19 protein-coding genes are annotated in these 19,848 nt (G+C 65.1%); 8 read left to right on the forward strand and 11 right to left on the reverse strand.

Annotated features, from left to right (window positions below; all coding sequences use genetic code 11):
* Positions 1-78 precede the first annotated feature (78 nt).
* The 3 genes from KF759_RS03655 to KF759_RS03665 all read left to right on the forward strand — a co-directional run bounded on the left by KF759_RS03655 (position 79) and on the right by KF759_RS03665 (position 3,276).
* The gene (locus KF759_RS03655; RefSeq protein WP_291223041.1) at positions 79-1,299 is read left to right on the forward strand and encodes a multidrug effflux MFS transporter; all 1,221 of its coding nucleotides are present in this window, start codon (positions 79-81) and stop codon (positions 1,297-1,299) included.
* A gap of 227 nt (positions 1,300-1,526) precedes the next feature.
* A complete protein-coding gene (locus KF759_RS03660) occupies positions 1,527-2,195 on the forward strand; it encodes a hypothetical protein (protein WP_291223042.1) in 669 nt (222 codons plus the stop codon).
* 109 nt (positions 2,196-2,304) lie between these two features.
* Entirely contained in the window at positions 2,305-3,276 is a 972-nt protein-coding gene (locus KF759_RS03665; RefSeq protein ID WP_291223043.1) for a CPBP family intramembrane glutamic endopeptidase, read from the forward strand.
* A gap of 60 nt (positions 3,277-3,336) precedes the next feature.
* Here KF759_RS03665 and KF759_RS03670 read toward each other — a convergent pair whose 3' ends face one another.
* From KF759_RS03670 to KF759_RS03695, 6 genes are all read right to left on the reverse strand, one after another.
* A complete protein-coding gene (locus KF759_RS03670) occupies positions 3,337-3,582 on the reverse strand; it encodes a hypothetical protein (protein ID WP_291223044.1) in 246 nt (81 codons plus the stop codon).
* Positions 3,583-3,672: 90 nt separating this feature from the next.
* A complete protein-coding gene (locus KF759_RS03675; RefSeq protein ID WP_291223045.1) occupies positions 3,673-4,152 on the reverse strand; it encodes a hypothetical protein in 480 nt (159 codons plus the stop codon).
* Positions 4,149-4,439: a cell division topological specificity factor MinE gene (gene minE, locus KF759_RS03680; protein WP_291223046.1), complete on the reverse strand. Its 291-nt coding sequence runs from the start codon at positions 4,437-4,439 to the stop codon at positions 4,149-4,151. The genes KF759_RS03675 and minE overlap by 4 nt, the downstream gene beginning before the upstream one ends.
* A 3-nt stretch (positions 4,440-4,442) precedes the next feature.
* A complete protein-coding gene (gene minD, locus KF759_RS03685; RefSeq protein ID WP_291223117.1) occupies positions 4,443-5,255 on the reverse strand; it encodes a septum site-determining protein MinD in 813 nt (270 codons plus the stop codon).
* A gap of 80 nt (positions 5,256-5,335) precedes the next feature.
* Complete coding sequence (minC, locus tag KF759_RS03690) at positions 5,336-6,127, reverse strand: septum site-determining protein MinC (RefSeq protein WP_291223047.1); 792 nt, start codon at positions 6,125-6,127, stop codon at positions 5,336-5,338.
* Positions 6,124-6,744, reverse strand: a complete 621-nt coding sequence (locus tag KF759_RS03695; protein ID WP_291223048.1) for a GNAT family N-acetyltransferase — start codon at positions 6,742-6,744, stop codon at positions 6,124-6,126. Before KF759_RS03695 ends, minC begins: the two co-directional genes overlap by 4 nt.
* A 192-nt stretch (positions 6,745-6,936) precedes the next feature.
* Between KF759_RS03695 and KF759_RS03700 the strand changes: the two genes are divergently transcribed.
* The 3 genes from KF759_RS03700 to KF759_RS03710 all read left to right on the forward strand — a co-directional run bounded on the left by KF759_RS03700 (position 6,937) and on the right by KF759_RS03710 (position 10,158).
* Positions 6,937-8,124: a histidine kinase gene (locus KF759_RS03700; RefSeq protein WP_291223049.1), complete on the forward strand. Its 1,188-nt coding sequence runs from the start codon at positions 6,937-6,939 to the stop codon at positions 8,122-8,124.
* The gene (locus tag KF759_RS03705; protein ID WP_291223050.1) at positions 8,121-8,762 is read left to right on the forward strand and encodes a response regulator transcription factor; all 642 of its coding nucleotides are present in this window, start codon (positions 8,121-8,123) and stop codon (positions 8,760-8,762) included. The genes KF759_RS03700 and KF759_RS03705 overlap by 4 nt, the downstream gene beginning before the upstream one ends.
* A gap of 241 nt (positions 8,763-9,003) precedes the next feature.
* Positions 9,004-10,158 carry a polyketide cyclase gene (locus tag KF759_RS03710; RefSeq protein WP_291223051.1) on the forward strand — a complete coding sequence of 385 codons (1,155 nt, stop codon included), beginning with the start codon at positions 9,004-9,006 and terminating at the stop codon, positions 10,156-10,158.
* Between the two features lie 122 nt (positions 10,159-10,280).
* On the opposite strand, the gene KF759_RS03715 is transcribed toward KF759_RS03710, so the two are convergent.
* Both KF759_RS03715 and greB read right to left on the reverse strand, forming a co-directional pair.
* Positions 10,281-11,219 (reverse strand): hypothetical protein, encoded by a 939-nt coding sequence (locus tag KF759_RS03715; protein WP_291223052.1) that lies wholly within the window; start codon positions 11,217-11,219, stop codon positions 10,281-10,283.
* Between the two features lie 345 nt (positions 11,220-11,564).
* The gene (greB, locus tag KF759_RS03720) at positions 11,565-12,071 is read right to left on the reverse strand and encodes a transcription elongation factor GreB (RefSeq protein WP_291223118.1); all 507 of its coding nucleotides are present in this window, start codon (positions 12,069-12,071) and stop codon (positions 11,565-11,567) included.
* A 107-nt stretch (positions 12,072-12,178) separates the two neighbouring features.
* Here greB and KF759_RS03725 point away from each other — a divergent pair, with 107 nt between their 5' ends.
* Positions 12,179-13,675, forward strand: a complete 1,497-nt coding sequence (locus KF759_RS03725; RefSeq protein ID WP_291223053.1) for a rhomboid family intramembrane serine protease — start codon at positions 12,179-12,181, stop codon at positions 13,673-13,675.
* 1 nt (position 13,676) lies between these two features.
* Here KF759_RS03725 and KF759_RS03730 read toward each other — a convergent pair whose 3' ends face one another.
* Complete coding sequence (locus KF759_RS03730; RefSeq protein ID WP_291223054.1) at positions 13,677-14,954, reverse strand: hypothetical protein; 1,278 nt, start codon at positions 14,952-14,954, stop codon at positions 13,677-13,679.
* Between the two features lie 88 nt (positions 14,955-15,042).
* Positions 15,043-16,530 carry a helicase HerA-like domain-containing protein gene (locus tag KF759_RS03735; protein ID WP_291223055.1) on the reverse strand — a complete coding sequence of 496 codons (1,488 nt, stop codon included), beginning with the start codon at positions 16,528-16,530 and terminating at the stop codon, positions 15,043-15,045.
* Between the two features lie 143 nt (positions 16,531-16,673).
* On the opposite strand from KF759_RS03735, the gene KF759_RS03740 reads away from it, so the two are divergent.
* Positions 16,674-18,182: a transglycosylase SLT domain-containing protein gene (locus KF759_RS03740; protein WP_291223056.1), complete on the forward strand. Its 1,509-nt coding sequence runs from the start codon at positions 16,674-16,676 to the stop codon at positions 18,180-18,182.
* A 44-nt stretch (positions 18,183-18,226) separates the two neighbouring features.
* Here the strand turns inward: KF759_RS03740 and KF759_RS03745 are convergent, their stop codons facing one another.
* Positions 18,227-19,837, reverse strand: a complete 1,611-nt coding sequence (locus tag KF759_RS03745; RefSeq protein WP_291223057.1) for a Ppx/GppA phosphatase family protein — start codon at positions 19,835-19,837, stop codon at positions 18,227-18,229.
* Positions 19,838-19,848: the final 11 nt, after the last annotated feature.

Here is a 19,848-nt window from a genome sequence, read left to right on the forward strand (position 1 = left end):
GGCGGCCGGCCGGTCGCCACGCCTCGCCGCGCGCAGCTGTTGGCATGCGGTGTCCTGCACGTCTGCGGTGCGGCCGCAATGACGCAGGTGGTGCCGGCGATTCCCACGCCGCGACCCCGACGGCGCATCCTCGCGCCCCTGCTCGGCGGCCTGTCGATGTTCGGGCCCTTCTCGATCGACACGATTTTTCCCGCGTTTCCGGCATTGGAAGCTGATCTGCGCGCGAGCCCGATCGCCGTGCAGCAGACGATCAGCACCTACCTGGTCGCCTATGCGGTAATGGCGCTGGTATACGGGCCGCTGTCGGATGCGCTCGGCCGTCGCCGCGTGATTCTCGCCGGACTGTTCGTTTACGCGCTGGCCTCGATCGGCTGCGCGCACGCGCATGATCTCGATACCCTGCTGGTGTTCCGCGCCCTGCAAGGCATGTCGGCGGGAGCCGGACTCATCGTCGGCCGCGCCATCATCCGCGACTGCTTCGACGGTGCCGAGGCACAGAAGCTCATGGCCACGGTTTCGATGATCTTCGCGGTCGCACCTGCGCTCGCGCCGATCGTCGGCGGCTGGGTGATCGCCTTCGCGCACTGGCCGATGATCTTCCATCTGCTGGCAGGATTTGCCGTTGTGCTCACACTGGCCTGCGCGGCATGGCTGCCCGAAACGCATCCGCGCGAGCGGCGCGTGGGCCTGTCCCTGCGCGAACTGGCGGCCACCAACCGTTCGATCGTCACTGATCGTGCCTTCTTTCCGCTGATGCTGTCCGGCTCGTTCAACTTCAACGCGCTGTGGATCTACATCTCCTCGGCGCCGGTGTTCGTCATCGACATGCTCAAGCTCGATGCGCAGCAGTTCGGCTGGCTGTTCGTGCCGGCGATCAGCGGCATGATGCTCGGCTCGTTCCTGTCCGGACGCGTGGCGGGGCGCCTGACGGCCGCCGCGACGATCCGCATCGGTTACGCGATCATGCTGCTGGCCTGCGCGATCAATCTCGGCGTCAGCTGGGCCCTGCCGCAACCGCAGTTGCCGTGGTCGGTGCTGCCAATCGGCCTGCATGCAATCGGCATCGGCCTGAGTTTCCCGACGCTCACCTTGCTGCTGCTCGACCGCTTTCCCCACCATCGCGGTGCGGCCTCGTCGGTACAGGCTTTCGTGAGCCTGCTGATCAGCGCGCTGATCGCGGGTGCCCTTGCGCCGGTGTTGTCGGCATCGCCGATGCGACTCGCGCTCGCGGCAACGATCGTGACCGCGCTTGGCCTGGTCAGTTGGCGCATCTACCTCGCGATCGTGCGGCGCTGGTGATGCCTGCGTCGCATTTCAGACTGCAATTGCAGGCCCGCGATGCACACACTGGCTCGTGCGCGGCGAGAATCTTGCTCAGTTCCGGAGCTTCGCGAAGTTGCGCCGCAGTTTTTCTGCGCTGTGCACCGTTTCACAGTTCCAAGAAATGGAGATTGACTTTGTAGTGGTGGGGGGGGGCATCATTCATTTGCCTGCGCAGGCATTCCCTATGGATACGGAGAATGCAAATGAAGAGATCGATTTTCACAGGCATGTTGGGGCTTGGGCTCGCAGTGGCAATGCAACCAGTGAGCGCGCAGGGTTGGCATGGAACGATTTCAGCCACCAACGTCTACACCCAAGGCGATCAAGCCACTGGCGACATTCTGATTCAAAGCGTCAATGGATCAACGGAGTTGGTTCCGTTCATGGCGACTGCAACTGGGCAATACGCCGTCTCGGTGGCGGTTGCCGGATCCAGCCATGTGCCTGCCGGCTCTTTCACGGTCGGCTTTGGAGGGCCTGGAGCGGGCGCCGGCAACCCACCTGGCAATGGCGGCGGCCCACCGATCGTGATCTTGGGTGATGACTCGGGGAGACTCGATTTTTCAACCGTCGGCATCGCTGATGCCAGCGTGCCGGACGGATGGGGAGTGAGAATTCTGACGGGCCTTGGTGTCTGTGCTGCCCTTTCAGCCCTCCAGCACGCGACGGCCGTTTATGCATGCTCAGGGTCCGGTGGTGGGTTGGCAGAGTTTTCAATGGACGAGTGTGGCGCACATCTTGAATACCGATGCATGAATTCGCCCCCGCCGTTTCCGTCGCAACCGCCGCTGACGCAATATTCCTTCCCTTTCGGACCTTTCAGCATTTGGGATGAGGCTGGGCGTCTTGACCTGTTCTGGATGGGGTATTGAGCGATAGCCGTCAAATGGACTGGGCGACACTCCACGATGTCGCTCAGTCCGTCGTTGCGTGACATTTTACATGTCATGATGATCGGCTCGATGAATCATGGTGGTGATCATGGGCGAACGCAAATTCAAGATCCGCCTCATCATGCGCGCCCTCCTCGTGACGCTGGGCTGGCTGCTGCTCAGCAATTCCATCACGATGGCCCTGTTGGTTTTCGGCCCCCAAGTCGTTTCGATGGACTCGGCATATGTCTTGCCGGCAAGCGTCGATATCACGGCGCAGGCGCGCAAGGTTGAAGACAGGCTGGCCGAGGCGCTGGCTGGTATTGCGATCGAGTCGATCGACGTGGGGGCTGTGCCTGCGGGCGTGGAGTACGCGGCATGTGGCAGCCATGCCTTGCGCATCAAGGTCGCGGCCAGGGTGGTGCCGACCGAGCAGCGCGTCTTGCTTGGGCAGGTGAACGGCGCAGTACGTGCTGCCGGTCTGGGCCAAGCTTGTCTGGACCGTGGCGTGCATGTCTCGATGAATGGTGCGACGTCGGTTTGGCTTGGACAGGCTGCCTTGGCGCTGCTGGTGCTGCTGCTGGTCTGGCGTCGCCGCAGCGGCAGCAGTGGCTCAGGCCTGATCGCGGATTGGACGCCGCGCATGGTTGGCAGGGCCGCCTTGCATTGGGGCGTTGGTGGTGGCCTGGGTTTGATCGGGTTCTCCGTCGCAGCCGCCGCGCTCTGGTATCTGAGCGGCGTGGATCTTCCTCCGCAGCGCCCGCCGATGGGCACCATGGCTGCGATCACGGTGTTGGTGGGCGGCGTCTTGATCGCGCCGATCTTCGAGGAATACGTGTTTCGAGCCTGGTTGCTCGAGCAGTTGTCGCGTGTGATGCCGACTTGGTTCGCGCTGTCCTTGAGCGCGCTGGTGTTCATGCTGATTCATGCGCCGCGCTATTGGCCCCTCGTTCTGATCTACATGATCGACGGGATCCTGCTGGGCCTGTTGTGGCTGCGCACCCGTTCCCTGTTGAGCAATGTCATCGCCCATGGCCTCACCAATCTGGTGTTGTTTGGCAGCGGCATGATTGGAGGCTGAGCGACAAGTCGCGTGCCGAGTCAATTTGCACGGCTTGCCCTTGCCGGTCCATGTCCTTCCTCAGCTTGCTGGCGTGCCTTCGGCGCGACCGAGAATGTTGCGCAGGATGCCGAGCACTTCGTCCTTGCTGCCGGTCAGGGTGAGCTGTGATTCGCGCGGGAAATCGGTGCCGAGGTTGACGGCGTAGCCGAGGCCGAGGTCGTTGCCGTCTTCGTCGATGCGCGTGAAGGTTTCGGTCTTGCCGATGTAGGCGATGCGATTGGCGTCGATGACGCGGCCGTCGGGAAGCTTGATCCAGCGTTGCATGGCTGACTCCAAAGGGTTGGGGCGCGAGACGCCGGACGCGCGTCGCTGCGGCATTCTACCGTTGCGCTGCCGGATCGGCGTTGCCTTGGCTCAGGCGTTTGGCAGGCCGCGTTCGGCCAGCCAGGCGCGGGCGTCTTCGGCATCTCGCTCGAACCAGGCGCGCGCCGAGCCGAGCCGGAACGAGTAGCCCCAGGCATCCATGTCGGCCATTTGCCGCGCGCGACCGACGCCGGGCAGGGCATCGGCGAGCACGATCTGCAGGCAGCAGGTCGAATCCTCCTCGATCTGAGAATCGGACGCGTCGGTGTGGACGAGGTCGCGCCGCGCGGGCGGAATCACGATCAGATGGCAGGCCTCGTGCAGCAGCGAATGCACCGGCGTATCGGCGCGCGCGTAGACGCGCGATCCGATCACGCCGGCTTCGCACTCGCCCCAGTAACTGCCCGGGATCATTTCGCCGTCGGCGACTTCGAGCAGTTCGAGGCCGTAGCGTTCAAGCAGAATACGTGGCGCATCGAAGCCGATTTCGCCGAGCAGCTGCACCGACGTGGCGGCGTCGACGCCGCTCACGCTTCGTCGCTGGCGACTGCCGCCGGAGGCGCCGAGGGTTTTTCGGGCAGGGCCACCGAGAGCTCGAGTACTTCGCCTTCGCCTTCGCGCGTGACGTGGATGTCGATTGCATCGGGGTCGACATTGACGTACTTGCGGATCACCTCGAGCAGTTCACGGCGCAACATCGGCAGGTAGTCGGGACGGCCGCTGGCCGCGCGTTCCTGCAGCACGATGATGCGCAAGCGCTCGGTGGCGAGTGCTGCGGTGTTTTTCGGGCGCGCGCGGAACAGGTCGAACAAGCCCATGATTCAGCCTCCGAACATGCGAGAGAGGAAGCCCTTCTTCTGCGCCTGGGTGAAGCGCATCGGCAGGGTTTCGCCGCACAGCCGTGCAACCGCGTCGGCATAGGCCTGGCCCGCGGCCGAGGCTTCGTCGAGGATCACCGGCACGCCGGAGTTGGAGGCGGTGAGCACGCCTTCGGATTCGGGCACCACGCCAATCACTTCGAGACCGAGGATCTCCTTGACGTCGTTGACGCCCATCATGTCGCCGTTGGCGACGCGCTCGGGGTTGTAGCGGGTGAGCAGCAGGTGCTGCTCGACGCCGGCGCCGCCTTGTTCGGCGCGACGCGTCTTGCTCGAGAGCAAGCCGAGAATGCGGTCTGAATCGCGCACGCTGGAGACTTCGGGGTTGACCACCACCACTGCGCGGTCGGCGAAGTACATCGCCAGCGCCGCGCCCTTCTCGATGCCTGCGGGCGAGTCGCAGATGACGATGTCGAAGCCGTCGTCGCCCAGTTCCTTGAGCACGCGCTCGACGCCTTCCTTGGTGAGCGCGTCCTTGTCGCGCGTCTGCGAGGCGGCGAGCACGAACAGGGTGTCGATGCGCTTGTCCTTGATCAAGGCCTGCTTGAGCGTGCACTCGCCCTGGATCACGTTGACGAAGTCGTACACCACGCGTCGCTCGCAGCCCATGATGAGGTCGAGGTTGCGCAGGCCGACGTCGAAATCGATCACCGCGACTTTCTTGCCGCGCTTGGCCAGACCCATCGCGAGCGAGGCGCTGGTGGTGGTCTTGCCGACGCCGCCTTTTCCTGACGTGACTACGATGACTTCAGCCAATGGAGTGTCCTCGGTTGCGGGGTTCGATGCGGGTGCCGGGCCGTCGCTGGCCTCGTCGATGGAAGGTTTCGGATCGTTCATCACAGTTTCTTCAGCAGCAGCTTGTCGCCGTCCAGCCAGGCTTGCACCGGCTTGCCGCGGATGTCGGCGGGGATGTCTTCGAATACGCGATACTGGCCCGCGATCGACACCAGTTCGGCGTGGAATTCCTGACAGAAAATCCGCGCACGGGTATCGCCCTGGGCGCCGGCGAGGGCTCGGCCGCGCAAGGCACCGTAGACGTGGATCGAACCATCGGCGATCACCTCGGCACCGTTGCCGACGAGGGCGGTGACGGTGAGATCGCGGCCGCGCGCATAGACCTGTTGGCCGGAGCGCACCGGTTTGTCCTGCAACTGGCTCGCGGCATCCGCGCCGACCACGGCCGTCTGTTCGACGGCCTTGGCTGCAGGCGCCGGTGTGGGTTCGGGCGCGGCGGCGACCGGTGCAGGCTCGGGGGCCTGCGCTCCGCTGCGCTCGTAGGCCGCGCGGAACTTGGCGATCACCGGCAGGCCCAGCTCCACCGCGAGGCGTTCGTTCTCGCTGGTGCCGTAGGACAGGCCCACCGCAAGCATGCCGGCGCGATGGATGCGTTCGAGCAGGTCACGCACAGTGGCGAGATCGGGCAGGCTGGGCAGGTGGCTCAGATCGAGGACGACCGGTGCGCGCAGAAACAGTTTCTGCGCGCCGGCGACCTTGTCGCGCAGTTCGGCCTCGAGCGCCTGCGCATCGAGCTTCTTGAGTTTGAGGTTGGCGATGCCGACCTGGCCAAATTTGATTTCCGCAACGGGTTCGAGCGAAAGCGGCGCCGTGGCCGCATCACGCGCGCTCATGCGCCCCCCGCAAGGCGCGCGTCGGTCGGCACGGCATGCGTGGCGCGTTTGCGCTCGCGCAGCCACGGCAGGTCGGGCAGGTGGCCGCCGTTGGCCTGCAGATAGGTGTCGGCCACGAACGGATAGCTGCACAGTGTCTTGGCCAGCAGGGCCACGCGGCGCTCATTGGCGGGCATCACCTGCTGACCGACCTCGGCGAAACCCGAGGTTCCGTGGAACAGCAGGGAGACGTCGTCGCGCGGCTCGAGGAAGACCTCGCAGGTCAGCACTGGCGAGCGGGTTTCGGCATAGCTGGTGACGTCGGCGTAGAACACGCGGCCAAGGCCCAGACCGCGCTGACCACGCGCGACGACGATGCGGTCGATGTAGACGAAGCGTGGATAGCGCTCGGCGAACCAGCGGAAGTTGGGGCTGGTGTAGTCGGCGTCCTGATTGAGGGCAACGAGAAAGCCGGCAACATGGCCATCGACTTCGGCGACGCGGAAGTAGCAAGCCTGTTCATACAGGTCACGCAAGGCGGCGGCGCTCAGGGGCAGGATCGTCGGACCGGCCGCATTGTTGAGCGCGAGCACCGAATCCAGATCTTGCGACGCGACGTCGCGAAAGCGTACTGCCATGAACTTGCTCCCGTGGAATGCGGCCCGTCGCCGAAGAGTGCGGTGGGCCGCATCGCCAATTATCGCATGCGCGCACGGCAAGAACAGGGCATGTTGGAGGCCTTGGTGTTAGCGAAGCGTTATGTTGCGGCCGCAGCATCGCAGTGACTTCGGACAGGGTTGCCGGAGCCGGCCTCGCCCTATGATGGCGCCATGATGCTGCCGCAATTCAGTCACATCCAGTTGCTGCGCTTCGCCGGACTGTTCCAGTACGCAAGCGTGGGCACGCCGTTCCTGCGCTATCGCGTGGTGGTCGATGATCTGGCGGCCAAGCAATTGCCCACGAGCTATGCGCACCTGTGGCTGGGCTGCTACATCGTGTTCGGCATCGTCTATTGGTATCTCACGCGCGATCTCGGTGCGCGCGAGCGCACGCCACTGCGCAGTGGCGTGCAAATCGCCTTGCTGGTGGTGCTCAACCTGATGGCGGTGGCGATCGGCTGGTTCAGTCAAAGCGGCATTTCGGCGCTGCTGCTGGCGGTGGTCGCGGTGGTGTTGCCGTGGTTGTTGCCGCTGCGCGTGGGCATCGCCTGGATGGTGCTGCAGAATTTCTCGCTGGTGCCGGTGTTCGCGAGTATCCGCGAGCCGGCCTTCAGCCTCAGCGATGCCTTCCTGCAATCGAGCCTGTATTCGGGCTTCATCGTGCTCGCCTTCGTCACCGCACTGGTGACCAAGCAGCAGGTCGAGGCACGCGAGGAGCAGCGCCGGCTCAATGCCGAGCTGCGCGCAACCCGCGCCCTGCTCGCTGAATCGAGCCGGCTTGGCGAGCGCATGCGCATATCGCGGGAATTGCATGACCTCATGGGTCATCACCTGACCGCGCTCAGCCTCAATCTCGAAGTGGCCAGCCACCTCGTGCAGGGGCAGGCACAAACCCACGTGCTGCAGGCGCAGTCGGTCGCCAAGCTGCTGCTCGGCGATGTGCGCGAAGTCGTCAGCCAGTTGCGCGAAGACGACAGCATCGATCTGACCCAGGCCTTGCGCGACCTCGTCGAGGGCGTGCCGGGCTTGCAGATCCATCTCGATCTGCCGGCACAGTTCGGCATCGAAGACCCGCGCCGCGCCCAAGTGCTGTTGCGCTGCGCACAGGAAATCATCACCAATACCGTGCGCCATGCCCAGGCGCGCAATCTGTGGCTGGGTTTCGAACTCGACCCGCGGCGACAGATGATCATTCATGCACGCGACGACGGTCGCGGCGCCAGTGAACTGGTGCAGGGCAACGGTTTGTCAGGCATGCGCGAGCGCCTGGCCCAGTTCGGCGGGCGCGTCGAGATCCAGACCACCGCAGGGCGCGGTTTCGCCCTCGATGCACTCCTGCCCCTGGAGGGAAGCACATGATCAAAGTCTGCCTCGTCGATGACCAGACACTGGTTCGTCAGGGCATCCGCTCGCTGCTGGAACTGTCCGATTCGATCCGCGTGGTCGCCGAGGCCAGCGATGGCGCCCAGGCGGTGGCGACGATTCCGCAGGTGCAGCCCGACGTGGTGCTGCTCGACATGCGCATGCCGGGTCTGTCCGGGCTCGACGTGCTCAACGCGCTGGCCACGCGCCAGCAGTTGCCGCCGACGATCATCTTGACGACGTTCGACGATGACCAGCTCGTGCTGGCTGGGCTCAAGGCCGGTGCGCGCGGCTATTTGCTCAAGGATGTCTCGCTCGACCAGCTCGTCGATGCGGTCAAGACGGTCGCCGCTGGCGGTTCCCTGGTGTCGCCGGTGGTGACCCAGCGCCTGCTGTCGGGGTTGGAACGCATGCACAACGAGTTCACCAGCCTCGATCGGCCTGATCCCTTGACCGACCGGGAAACCGAGATCCTGCGTCTCATGGCCGGCGGCTACAGCAACAAGGAGATCGCCAATTCGCTGGGCGTGGCCGAGGGTACGGTGAAGAACCACGTTTCCAACATCCTCTCCAAGCTCGGTGTGCGCGACCGCACGCGCGCGGTACTCAAGGCGTTTGAGCTGGGCATCGTCTGAAACGAGCGGTGTTGCGCGACCACAGCCGTGCATTTTCCCGGGCGGGCTTCACAAGTCTTGATCCGGAATTGGCCTCGCCTGCGCCCGGGAGCGTAGCGCGCCTGCCCGGAAGTCCAGTACCATCGGCGTTCCGCTCCGCCTCGGCGGGGTTGCTTGCGCGCGGGGAATGGCGTCGCGGGCCGGGGCAATCCCTGTGCCCGTGCGTGGCAACGCCGCTCATGTAAGTCCTGGAGATCGTCGGATGATTCGTATTTTCGAGATGCTGGTCGCACTGTTCATCGTGTTCGTGCTGGCCGTGCTGGTTGGTCTGGCCCTGCCGTCGCATGGTCACGTCGAACGCAGCGTGCAGATTCCCAGCCCTGTGCGGCAGGTCTACGATACCGTCAACACCTTCCGCCGCTTCCCGCAGTATTCGGGCTTGCGCGCGTTCGATCCGGCGATGCAGTCCACGCTGTCGGGTCCGGAGTCGGGCGTAGGCGCGAAGATTTCCTGGACCAGTCAATCTCCCAAGGTCGGAAACGGCAACCTGACCGTGACCAAGTCGACCTCCGACAGCGACGTCACCATGACGCTCGACAACGACTGGATCGGCGAAAACAAGACCTACACGATCACGCTGACGCCGGCCGCCAACGGCCGCACCGTCAAGGTGACCGAAGCCTATGACGTCGACTACGGTTGGAACCTGCTGTGGCGCTATGGCGGCCTGTACATCAATGGCGAGCCCTCGGCGATCGTGCAGACCACGCTGGCAAGCCTGTCGGCGATGATGGCGGGTTTCCCCAATACCGACTACACCAATCAGGACATTCGCATTGCCGAGATCTCGGCCAAGCCGCTGTTCCTGGTGTCGACCAAGGCCGAGCGCTCGCTCGACGCGGTCGAGGAAGCGACCCTCGCGGCGAGGGAAAAGATCGATGCCGCGCTGAAGAAGGCCGGCCTGACCGCAGCGGGCCCGCAGATGACGATCACCACCGAGTGGGGTGAGAGCGATTACACCTTCGCCGTGGCGGTTCCGGTCGACCAATCGAGTTTCACCATCGATGGCAATACGTTCACGATCGATGCCGCAGCGCCCAAGCCCGAAGAGGACAGCGACACCGCCGGCGAGCCCAAGCCGCTGGTGACCGGTGAACGCGACAACAAGGGCCTCTTGGTCGTGGATGGCGATGTGCGTGCGATGATCGGCTATCAGGGCCAGTCCCTGTACACCGAATACACCGGCAGCGCGGCGCAGTTGCCACTCATGCGCCTCAACCAGAAGGCCTATGCGGAAACGCACGGCTACCGGTACAGCGAGAGCGGCCTTGGCCGGCCTTGGGACGAGAACATCTCGGCACCCGATGTGGCCGTCGACGCCCAGACTTTCCGCGTCTATCTGCCGATCACGCGCTGAGAGATTGCGGCAATCCGAGAAGGAGGGCGCCCCTGCGGCGCCCTTTTTCATGGGGATGACCCGGCATTGGCTCGGGCTTCGTCACGTGGGGCCAGACGGCCGTTGCCGCTTGCGGGGTGCGCTCAGGAATTGCGCTTGATGCCAAGGCGCGCAACCAGCCGTGACCAGATGCTGCCTGCAGCGGGTTCGCTTTTCGGCGCGACATCGACGCTGGCGTCGGCCTTCCTGCCAAGCAGGATGTCTGCAGCCGCTAGCGCCCACAGGCAGGCACTGACATCCTGTTCGGAACGGCGGCTGGAGCGAACGATGTCGGCGATGTTTGCCCGCTCGCGCAGCAAGGCGCGCACGATCGGCAGTGCCTCGGAAAACTCCGCCGCAGCGCCGAGATCCGGCCAGTCGCGCAGGTGATAACCCCCTTCGGGGAAAGCGGGCAGACGGTCACGCACGCGCCAGGCCGCTTCCATGAAGAACGCGTCCAGGCTGGTCGGGATTTCGGCCGGCGGCGGCGACAACTCGGCTGGCTCGAGCAATCGGAAGCGCCAGCCCGGTGAGCCCATGCGCGTACGCGCGTTGAGGGCGTCGCCCACGGCGTGGCTGAGTACGTGTCCGCTCTGCGGGATCAGCCAGATCGTGATGCTGCCGTGGCTGGCCATCACCGGCTTGCCGACCAGATCGCCGCGGGTCACGAACTCGACCAAACCCATCGGCGATTTGTCGTTGGCGACTGCCGTTGCCATGCGTGTGCCGCCCTCGCGTTCGCGCAGCATTTGATGCAGGGAGCGGGTAAGCCAGACCACGCTGGCCACCGCTTGCATCGCGCTGCGTTCGGGGCGATGCAGGTCAAGGGCGGGGATGCGGTCGGTTCGTGCGCGCTCCAGCGCCTTGGCGCCGATTTCGTCGCGGCTGTCGAGTACGAGGAGGTCACAGTGCCCGCCGTCCCAGGAATCGGTACGCACGGCCAATTGATGGGCGGCCAAGGCGGTGGCCGCCAGCTTCACGCGGCGCTCGTCTGCACGTCCGAGTCCGGCGTAACGGAGGTCGATGTTGGAGGCTTGGTTCATGGGGGCAAAAGTCTTGCGTTCATTCATCAGTCCCGACGCATTGACCGCGGGCGGCAAGCTGCGGGATGCAGTTCCAATTGCGCGAATCCGTCCGGCCGCGGCCCGCTCCGGGGGCGGAGCGAATTCGGGCAGGACCCTGTCCAACGCAGATGCATGACACATGCCACGATCTTCCGCTCATGGTACCGCGGTTGCTGGACAGATTCGGCGCCCTTGACGGAAGTTTGCCTGCCATCGGAGTGCACATTCGTGTCACAACGCGACCATTGCCTTTGGCAAACGCCTGCCGAGCCTCGGGGCGCCCGGGTTTACGTCTGCTCCATGGCAACTCGCGCTTGGCGGGACTCAGGCAAGGGCTTCGTAGCGCACGCCCAGAATGGCAAAGCTGGCCGTGCCGCCGGGCAGCTGCGCTTCGAATTCATCGCCGATCCGTTTGCCGAGGGCGGCACGTGCAAGAGGCGAGTCGATGCTGATCCAGCCGTGTTCGGCATCCGTCTCGTCAGGGCCGACGATTCGGAAGGTAGCTTCCTCTCCATCTTCGTCCTCGACGCTGAGCCAGGCGCCGAAGTACACCGCCGCGCGATCGCGTGGCTCGCCTTCGGCCACGCGCAGTTCCGGCAAGCGTTTGCCCAGGTAGCGCACGCGGCGATCGATCTCGCCGAGCTGCTTCTTGCGGTAGGTGTATTCGGCGTTCTCCGAACGATCGCCTTCGGCGGCAGCGGCGGCCAGGGCGCGCACGACCTCGGGGCGGCGCACGCGCCAGAGCTCGTCGAGTTCAGCCTTGAGACGGGCGTGACCGTCGGCGGTGATGATGGCGGTCGAGGCGGGTGCGGGAGGACGCCAGCGGCTCATGGGGGGAGAAGGCTGCGGGAATCGCGCAACGCTAGTGCCGCGCGGCGAGTGCGTCAACGCGCCCGCCGTCAGCACATACAATCCCGGCGAACATCCGGATTCCACGCATGTTGATCATTCCGCTGCATCGCGCGCCGACTTGGGCGAACCTGCCTTGGGTGACGCTGGCACTGATTCTCGCCAACGTGTTCGTGTTCGCCTTTCTGCAATCGCAGGATGGGCGTGCCGAACAGCGGGCGCTCGACTATTACCTTGCCCAGGATCTGGCGCGATGGGAGTTTCCGTCCTATCACCAGTGGCTCGATGCGCACCCCGAGGATTCACGCCGCGGGGCTGCCTTCGACCACTATGCCCGCATCGATCCGGCAGTCGCGGTGCGCATCCTGCAATCGGATGCTGGATTCCTCTTCCAGTTGCGCAGTCAGGGGCTGCAGCCCGCGCCCGCAGCGGACACAGTGCATGATGGGGCCCCATGGCACGAGCGGCGCGCCGAATTCGATCGGCTGTGGAATCGTGCCTTCACCCAGCGCTGGATGATCCATTACTCGCAATTTTCGCCGGCGCGCATGTTCGGCGCGATGTTCCTGCATGGCAGCGTCGGGCATCTGCTCGGCAACATGTTGTTCCTTGCCTTGCTGGGCCTGCTGGTCGAGGGCGCACTCGGCCATGGCCTGTTCCTCGCGCTGTATCTGCTCGGCGGCATGGGCAGTGCCTTGCTCAGCGTGGCCTGGCGCTGGGGCGAAACCGGCAGCGCGCTGGGCGCATCGGGCGCGATTGCCGCATTGATGGGCGCGTACTGCGTGTTGTGGGGCATGCGCAAGGTGCGCTTTTTCTGGTGGTTCTTCGTCGTCTTCAACTACATCAAGGCACCCGCGCTGGTATTGCTGCCGTTCTGGCTCGGTTGGGAGCTGTTCAACCTGTTCTGGAACACGCAGGCGCATGTGGGCTTCGATGCGCATGCGGGCGGCATCGTCTGCGGTGCGTTGCTCGCCCTGGTCGTTCGTTGGCTGCATTGGGAGGACCGCGCATTCCTCGACGAGGATGCGGTGATCGAGGCGCGAGCCGATCGCGGCGCTGCACTGAACAAGGCGCGTGACTTGTTGGGACATTTGCAGGTGCCGGCAGCGCGCGCCTTGCTCGATCCGCTGTTCGAGGCGGATCCGGGCGATGCGCAGGTATGCGCGGCGCTGTATCGCTGCGCGCGGCTCGAGCCACGCATGCCGCGACTGGCCGCCGCAACGGATGCCGTGATGGCCGTGCCGGCGCGCACGGCAGCACAGGCGCGCGAACAGAAGGCGGTCCTCGACGATGCGCTCAAGGCGGGATTGTCATTGACACGGCTGGACGCCTCCGTGTTGCTGGCAATGCTGCAGCGCTGGATGTTGCTGGGTCTGGGCGCGCAGGCTGCGCAACAACTCATGCAATGGATTGCGCAGGCGCCGACGACGCCCGGCCTGCCGGCCGCATGTCTGCGCATGGCGCGGGATCTGCATGCGCGCAGCCAGTCGATCGAAGCCAGGGCACTGCTGGAAACGGGCCTGCGCGCGTGGCCGCAGGGCAGCGATGCCGAAAAGGCACGCCTGCTGCTGGACGACCTGACCTGAATCAGGATCCAGGCGCGGGCAATTTCGGCTTCGGCGCGAGCGTGTCGAGAAACTTCCGGTACGCGGCGATTTCCCCTGCCAAAGGGTGATTGGGGTAATGATCGATGAGCTGGTCGAGCAGGCCGCGCGCCTCCTGGTCCTTGCCCATCCGCTCGGTGAGCAGCTTGGCGGCGAGCAGGTAATTCTTCGGAATGTCGGCGTGCTTGGGATGGCGCTTGTGGAAACCCGAAAGCAGGCGCAGCGCGACCTGGGAATTGCCCGATTCGACTGCCTTGTGCGCGATGCGCGAGACTTCATCGGGTGAGCTGGGCTGGAATGCGGGATCGAGTTCGAGGCATTCGCGCGCCACGTCGACCGCGCGGCGATCCTTGTCCTGGCCAAGCAGGATGCTGATCCACTCGCGACCATGGCGCAGTTGCTCGTCGCGATGGCCGCCGAGTGCAAGCAGCTTGCGGTACTGCGTGTGCAGGGCCTCGGTACCGCCGCGCGAACGCAACTGCTCGGCGATGTGCGTGCGCGCCGCGTCCACTTCGCCATCGCGCACGAGTTCGGCCGCCTCATCGAGCGTCGCCTGATCGGGATCGGCCTGCGCCGGTCGACGCAACGGCGCCTGCACGGGCTCGGGCACGTAGCCGACCTCGTCGTGATACTGGTAGATGAGATAGCCCATGAGGTGGAAGGTCGCCACGATCACGTAGAAGGTGATGAACGCGAGCACCACGTTCGACACGACCGGGGGCAGGAATGGCAACACCAGTGCCTGCGCCTGGGCCTGGCTGATGTTGAACACGAAATACAGCGCCGCAACGGCGAAGTAGGGCGCGCCGAAGCGCGACATGACCGCGATCCAGGTGGCCGGGTTGAGCGCATGGCCGAGGTTCTCGTCCATCGCCAGCGCCATCACGGCGGCCGGCAGCGCGACCGCCAGCACGATCGCGATCACGGTGCCCAGCACCGGCCCGAGCAGCAGGAAACCCAGCACGTTGAAGACCACGAAGGCCACTTGCAGCCAGATCTGCGCCCAGCCCAGGCTGTCATCGACGGTGTAGGACACATCCGGCGGCTCCAGGCGCCCGTTGGCGCTCGCGCGCAGGCATTCGAAGGCGTACTTGTAAATGGCCACCCACAGCAGCAGGCGAATGATCCAGCCCATCGGCAGCAGGGTGAAGATCTGGCACAGCGACAGCACGAACACGGTCGCCAGCGCGCCGCCCTTGGCGGGGTAGAGCGAAATCTGGTCGAGCCGATTCCAGAAAGGAACGATGTCGGGATTGTTCATGGCGACCGCTGCAGGGTGAGTGCCAAGGGATGTGCAGGGAATGCCGACTCCAGTTGCAGCCGGCAGGCATTGGACCGGTGTGCCCGACTCAGCGCTTGATCGAGCCGAACACGCCGCGCAGGATCGTGCGGCTGAGCTGGCCGCCCGCGTTGCGCACGAAGGACTTGGCCAGTGCTTCGAGCATGCCCTGGCGGCGACCGGTGCCGAGCACCATGTCGCGCGCCATGCCGGTCCAGCCACCGTCCTTGTCCTTGTCGGCAGCTGCCGCCTTGCCGGTGGGTGCGGGTGCTTGCGCTGCCGTATCGCTGGCTCGTTGCGCGAGAATTTCGGCCGCTGATTCGCGGTCGATGGCGGTGTCGTATTTGCCGCCGACCGGCGAGCGCATGCGCACTGCCGCACGTTCTTCGTCGGTGATCGCGCCAAGGCGACAGCCCGGTGGCGCGACCAAGGTGCGCTCGACCGGCATCGGCACGCCGCCGGCCTGCAGGGTCGACACCAATGCTTCGCCGACGCCGAGCTGACTGATCGCCTGCGTCACGTCGAGCTTGGGATTGGGGGCAAAGGTTTCGGCCGCGGCCTTGACCGCCTTCTGGTCGCGCGGCGTGAATGCGCGCAGCGCGTGCTGGATGCGATTGCCCATCTGGCCGAGGATCACGTCGGGCACGTCATCGGGATTCTGTGAGCAGAAATACACGCCCACGCCCTTGGAGCGAATCAGGCGCACCACCTGTTCGATGCGTTGGCGCAAGGCGGGTGGCGCATCGTCGAACAGCAGATGTGCTTCGTCGAAGAAGAACACCAGCTTGGGTTTGTCCAGATCACCCACTTCGGGCAGCGTCTCGAACAATTCCGAGAGCATCCACAGCAGGAAGGTCGTGTAGAGCTTGGGCTTGAGGATGAGCTGGTCGGCGGCGAGGATGTTGATGACACCCCGTCCTGACAGATCCTGACGCATGAAATCGGCCAGATCGAGCGCAGGTTCGCCGAAGAAGGCATCGCCACCCGCCTGTTCCAGCGACAGCAGGTCGCGCTGGATGGCCGCGATCGAGGCGGGTGCAATCAGGCCATAGTGCTGCGAGATGTCCTTGGCGTGCTCGCTTGCCCAGGTCAGCAGCGCGCGCAGGTCCTTGAGGTCGAGCAGCAGCAAGCCGTTGTCATCGGCGGCCTTGAACACGATTTCGAGCACGCCGGCCTGGGTGTCGTTGAGTTCGAGCAGGCGCGTGAGCAGGGTAGGCCCCATTTCCGAAATCGTGGTGCGCACCGGATGGCCAGCCTTGCCGAAGATGTCCCAGAACACCACCGGGTTGTTGGTCGGTGCCCATTGCATGCCGAGTTTGTCGATGCGTGCCTTGAGCTTTTCGCCCGCCGGCGCGGCTGGCTGCGAGAGACCGGCAAAATCGCCCTTGACGTCCGCGAGGAACACCGGCACGCCCAGGCGCGAGAACCCTTCGGCAAGCAGCATCAGCGAGACGGATTTGCCAGTGCCGGTGGCACCGGCCACCATGCCGTGGCGGTTGGCGTACTGCGCGTGCAGGAAGACGTCGGTGTCGCCTTTTCCGATCAGGATGTCATTCACGATGGATTCCCGGTGGCGTGATATTTGCGGAGGAACATCGATTGTAGCGGCGATTGCGGAGAATCGGCCGCTGCGCACTTGTCCGCCCGGGCGCGCATCGCTAACTTTCACGGTTGGATCCTGCAGCATGGCGGAGCGTCTGGATGGGTGATTTCCGATGGTTGATGGTGGGCACGGTGGTGCTGACACTGGCCGCGTGTGCGACTACCCCTGGCAAGCCGCAGCCACCTGCGGCGACTCAGGCAGGCGATGGTGTGGCCCAGCTCTACACGCGACTTGACACTGCCACCCAGCGCTATGCCAATGGCATCCAGTCGCAGCGCGGCGGGGACATGCAGGCCGGTCAGGCGGAAACGCGCGCGGCACTGGATGAATTGCGCGATGCCTCGATCCAATGCGTGCGCGTCGCCGGCTGCGACGTGCAGCGCTTCATCGCCGCTTTCGATGCCTTGTTGCGGCGAGACGCTGCCGGGCCGATGGCCGATGCGGATACCGCATCGGATGCACCGCAGACGGTTGCGCAAGGTGAGGAGCATGAGCCTGCCACGCGGGGCATTCCCGAACTCGGCCGCAGCATGAGTCTGCTCAAGGGGCGTGAACTGAGCGACCTCATTGCGATGAACGGCCCGGTGCAGGTCGCGCTTGAGGAATGGCTCACGCAGTACCGCCCCAATCTCATGAATGCCTATGTCAATTACCAGTACCTGCGCTTCGAGATGTATCCCGAGTACCAGAAGGCGGGGCTGCCCGAGGCGCTGTTGTTCGGCATGATGGCCAAGGAGTCGGGTGGCAAGGTTCACGCAGTCTCGCGCTCGGGCGCATCGGGGCCATTGCAGTTCATGTACGCCACCGGCCTGCGTTTCGGTCTGGGCATGGTCGACGGATTCGACACGCGCTTCGATCCGCAGCTTTCGGCGCGCGCCAATGCGGCATACGTCAACGAGCAACTGGCGATCTTCAACAACAACCTCGAGCTGGTGATCGGCGCCTACAACGGTGGCGAAGGCGCAATGCAGCGTCGCGCCGGCCGTGGCGAGGCTGCGCTGAGCTTCTGGGATCCGCAGGTCTACTACGGGGTGTCGCAGGAGACGCGCGACTACGTGCCGATGGTGCTCGCTGCGGCCTGGCTGTTCCTGCATCCGGAACGCTACAACCTCCAATGGCCGAAGGTGAACATGAAACCCGGCAGCGTCACTCTGGAGCAGCCTGCTTCGCTGGCCGAACTGACGATCTGCCTGGGTCAGGACGGCGGTGCGCCCGATGGCTGGTTCCGCGTACTGCGCAACCTCAACCCGCAACTCGATCCGCAGCAACCCGAACCGATCGGTGCCAAGCTCGTGGTGCCGCAGCAACTGGAAAAGGTCTATGCGCGCGACTGCGCCGGTGGACGCTGGCAGCGGCTGGCGAGCGAGTTGCATGCGGCCACCTTGCCGACGCCGCCGGCGGGGATGCAGCGGCAGCTTGCGTCGCGCAAGGGCGGCGCCACGGGGAGTCGCGCCTACGTGGTCAAGAAGGGCGACACCGTTGCGGCGATTGCCCGCAAGAGCGGCCATTGCAGCATTCGCGACATTGCCGATCGCAATGCGCTGCGCGCACCGCACTACCGACTGAAGCCGGGTCAGGTGCTGCAGTTGCCTTCCTGCGCCCGCTGACGGGACTTCGCCGGCGCGCTTGAAGCTCGCCCGGCCAGCGCGCCTCAGCGATTGCGTGTCGTCGTGGCGCCGGGGTCCGCAGCGGGATCGGCCAGGCTGCGCACCTGGAGCTTGAGGTCCAGTTGCTTGATGTGATCGCGCTCCTGATCCAGATCGGCGCGCGTCAGCGGATGCTGTTGCAGCCAGCGTTCGGGCAGGTCCAGTTGCAAGTTCCGATCGTCGATCCGCAGCCGCAAATCCGGCAATGGTTCGGGTGTACGCGCGCGTTCGAGCAGGGCAGCCAGGCGCAGGAGTGCGGTGATCTTGCGCACGCCCGAACGCAAACGCAGTGGCAGCGCTTCGATACTGGCGCGATCGGGCTTGCGGCGATGCGAACGCACGATTGCCGCCAGCGCCTGTTGACCTTGGCGCGTGAAGCCGGCCAGATCGGAGTGGGCGATGATGTAGGCGCCGTGTTGATGGTGCAGGCTGTGTGCGATGGCCAGTCCGACTTCGTGGATGTCGGCAGCCCAGCCGAGCACGTCGCGCTCGAGGTTGCCCAAGCCCCATTCCGCGGCGACCTGATCGAACAGGGCCAGGGCGGCGTGCTGCACGCGCTTGGCCTGGGCGCGGTCGACGCCATAGCGCGAGGCCAGCGTGGCGATGCTGCCAGCGCGCGGGTCGCCATCGAGCGCGCGTCCGACGAGGTCGTAGAGCAAGCCTTCGCGCATCGCCGTTTCGCAGACCGACATCTGTTCGAGGGCGAAGGTGGAAAAGACCGCTTCGAGGATCGCGGTACCGCCTGCGAGGATCGGAACGCGCTCCTCGGACAAGCCTGCCAGCCGCAGCCGATCGACGTGGCCGGCTTCGAGGATTGCCCCACGCAGGCGCGCCAATGCTTCCGCACTGATGCCTTGTTCGCACCAGCCGTTGGCCTGAACCACGCTGCCAATCGCCTTGGCGGTGCCGGATGAACCGATCGCCTCACCCCAGCCGACATCGCGGTAGTCTTCGGCGAACTGCTGCAGTTCCACGCCGATCTCGGCCTGGGCCTGCTGCCAACGTCGCGCGGTGTACCTGTCATCGGCAAAGAAGCGCAGCGTGCTGGCGATGCAGCCGACCTGCACGCTCTCGGTGCGCAGGGCATCGAAACCCTTGCCGATGATGAACTCGGTGCTGCCGCCGCCGATGTCGACGACCAGACGTCGCTGGCGGGTTTCGGGCAGGCCATGGGCGACGCCCAGATAGATCAGGCGCGCTTCTTCGCGACCACTGACGATTTCGATCGGATGGCCGAGCGCGGTTTCGGCTGGCAGCAGGAAGGCTTGCGGAACGGCAAGCTGGCGCACCGCGTTGGTGGCCACCGCATGCACGCGCTCGTGCGGCAGCGCGCGCAAGCGTTGTCCAAAGCGCGCCAGACAGGCGAGCGCGCGTTCCCGGTATTCGGCATCGAGGCTGCCATTGGCATGCAGACCCATCGCCAAGCGGATGCTCTCGCGCATGCGGTCGATGATGCGCAGACCGCCGTGTTCGTAACGCGCGACAAGCAGGTGGAAGCTGTTGGAGCCGAGGTCGATCGCAGCCAGCAATTCACCATCGCGGATGTCGGCGGCCGGTGCGCCGATCAGGCTGGCTTCCCGGGTTCGGTCGGGGTTCGGGGGGACGCTCAGGCTCATGTCTGCTGCGC

The sequence above is a fragment of the Dokdonella sp. genome, assembly GCF_019634815.1.
Classification (GTDB): domain Bacteria; phylum Pseudomonadota; class Gammaproteobacteria; order Xanthomonadales; family Rhodanobacteraceae; genus Dokdonella_A.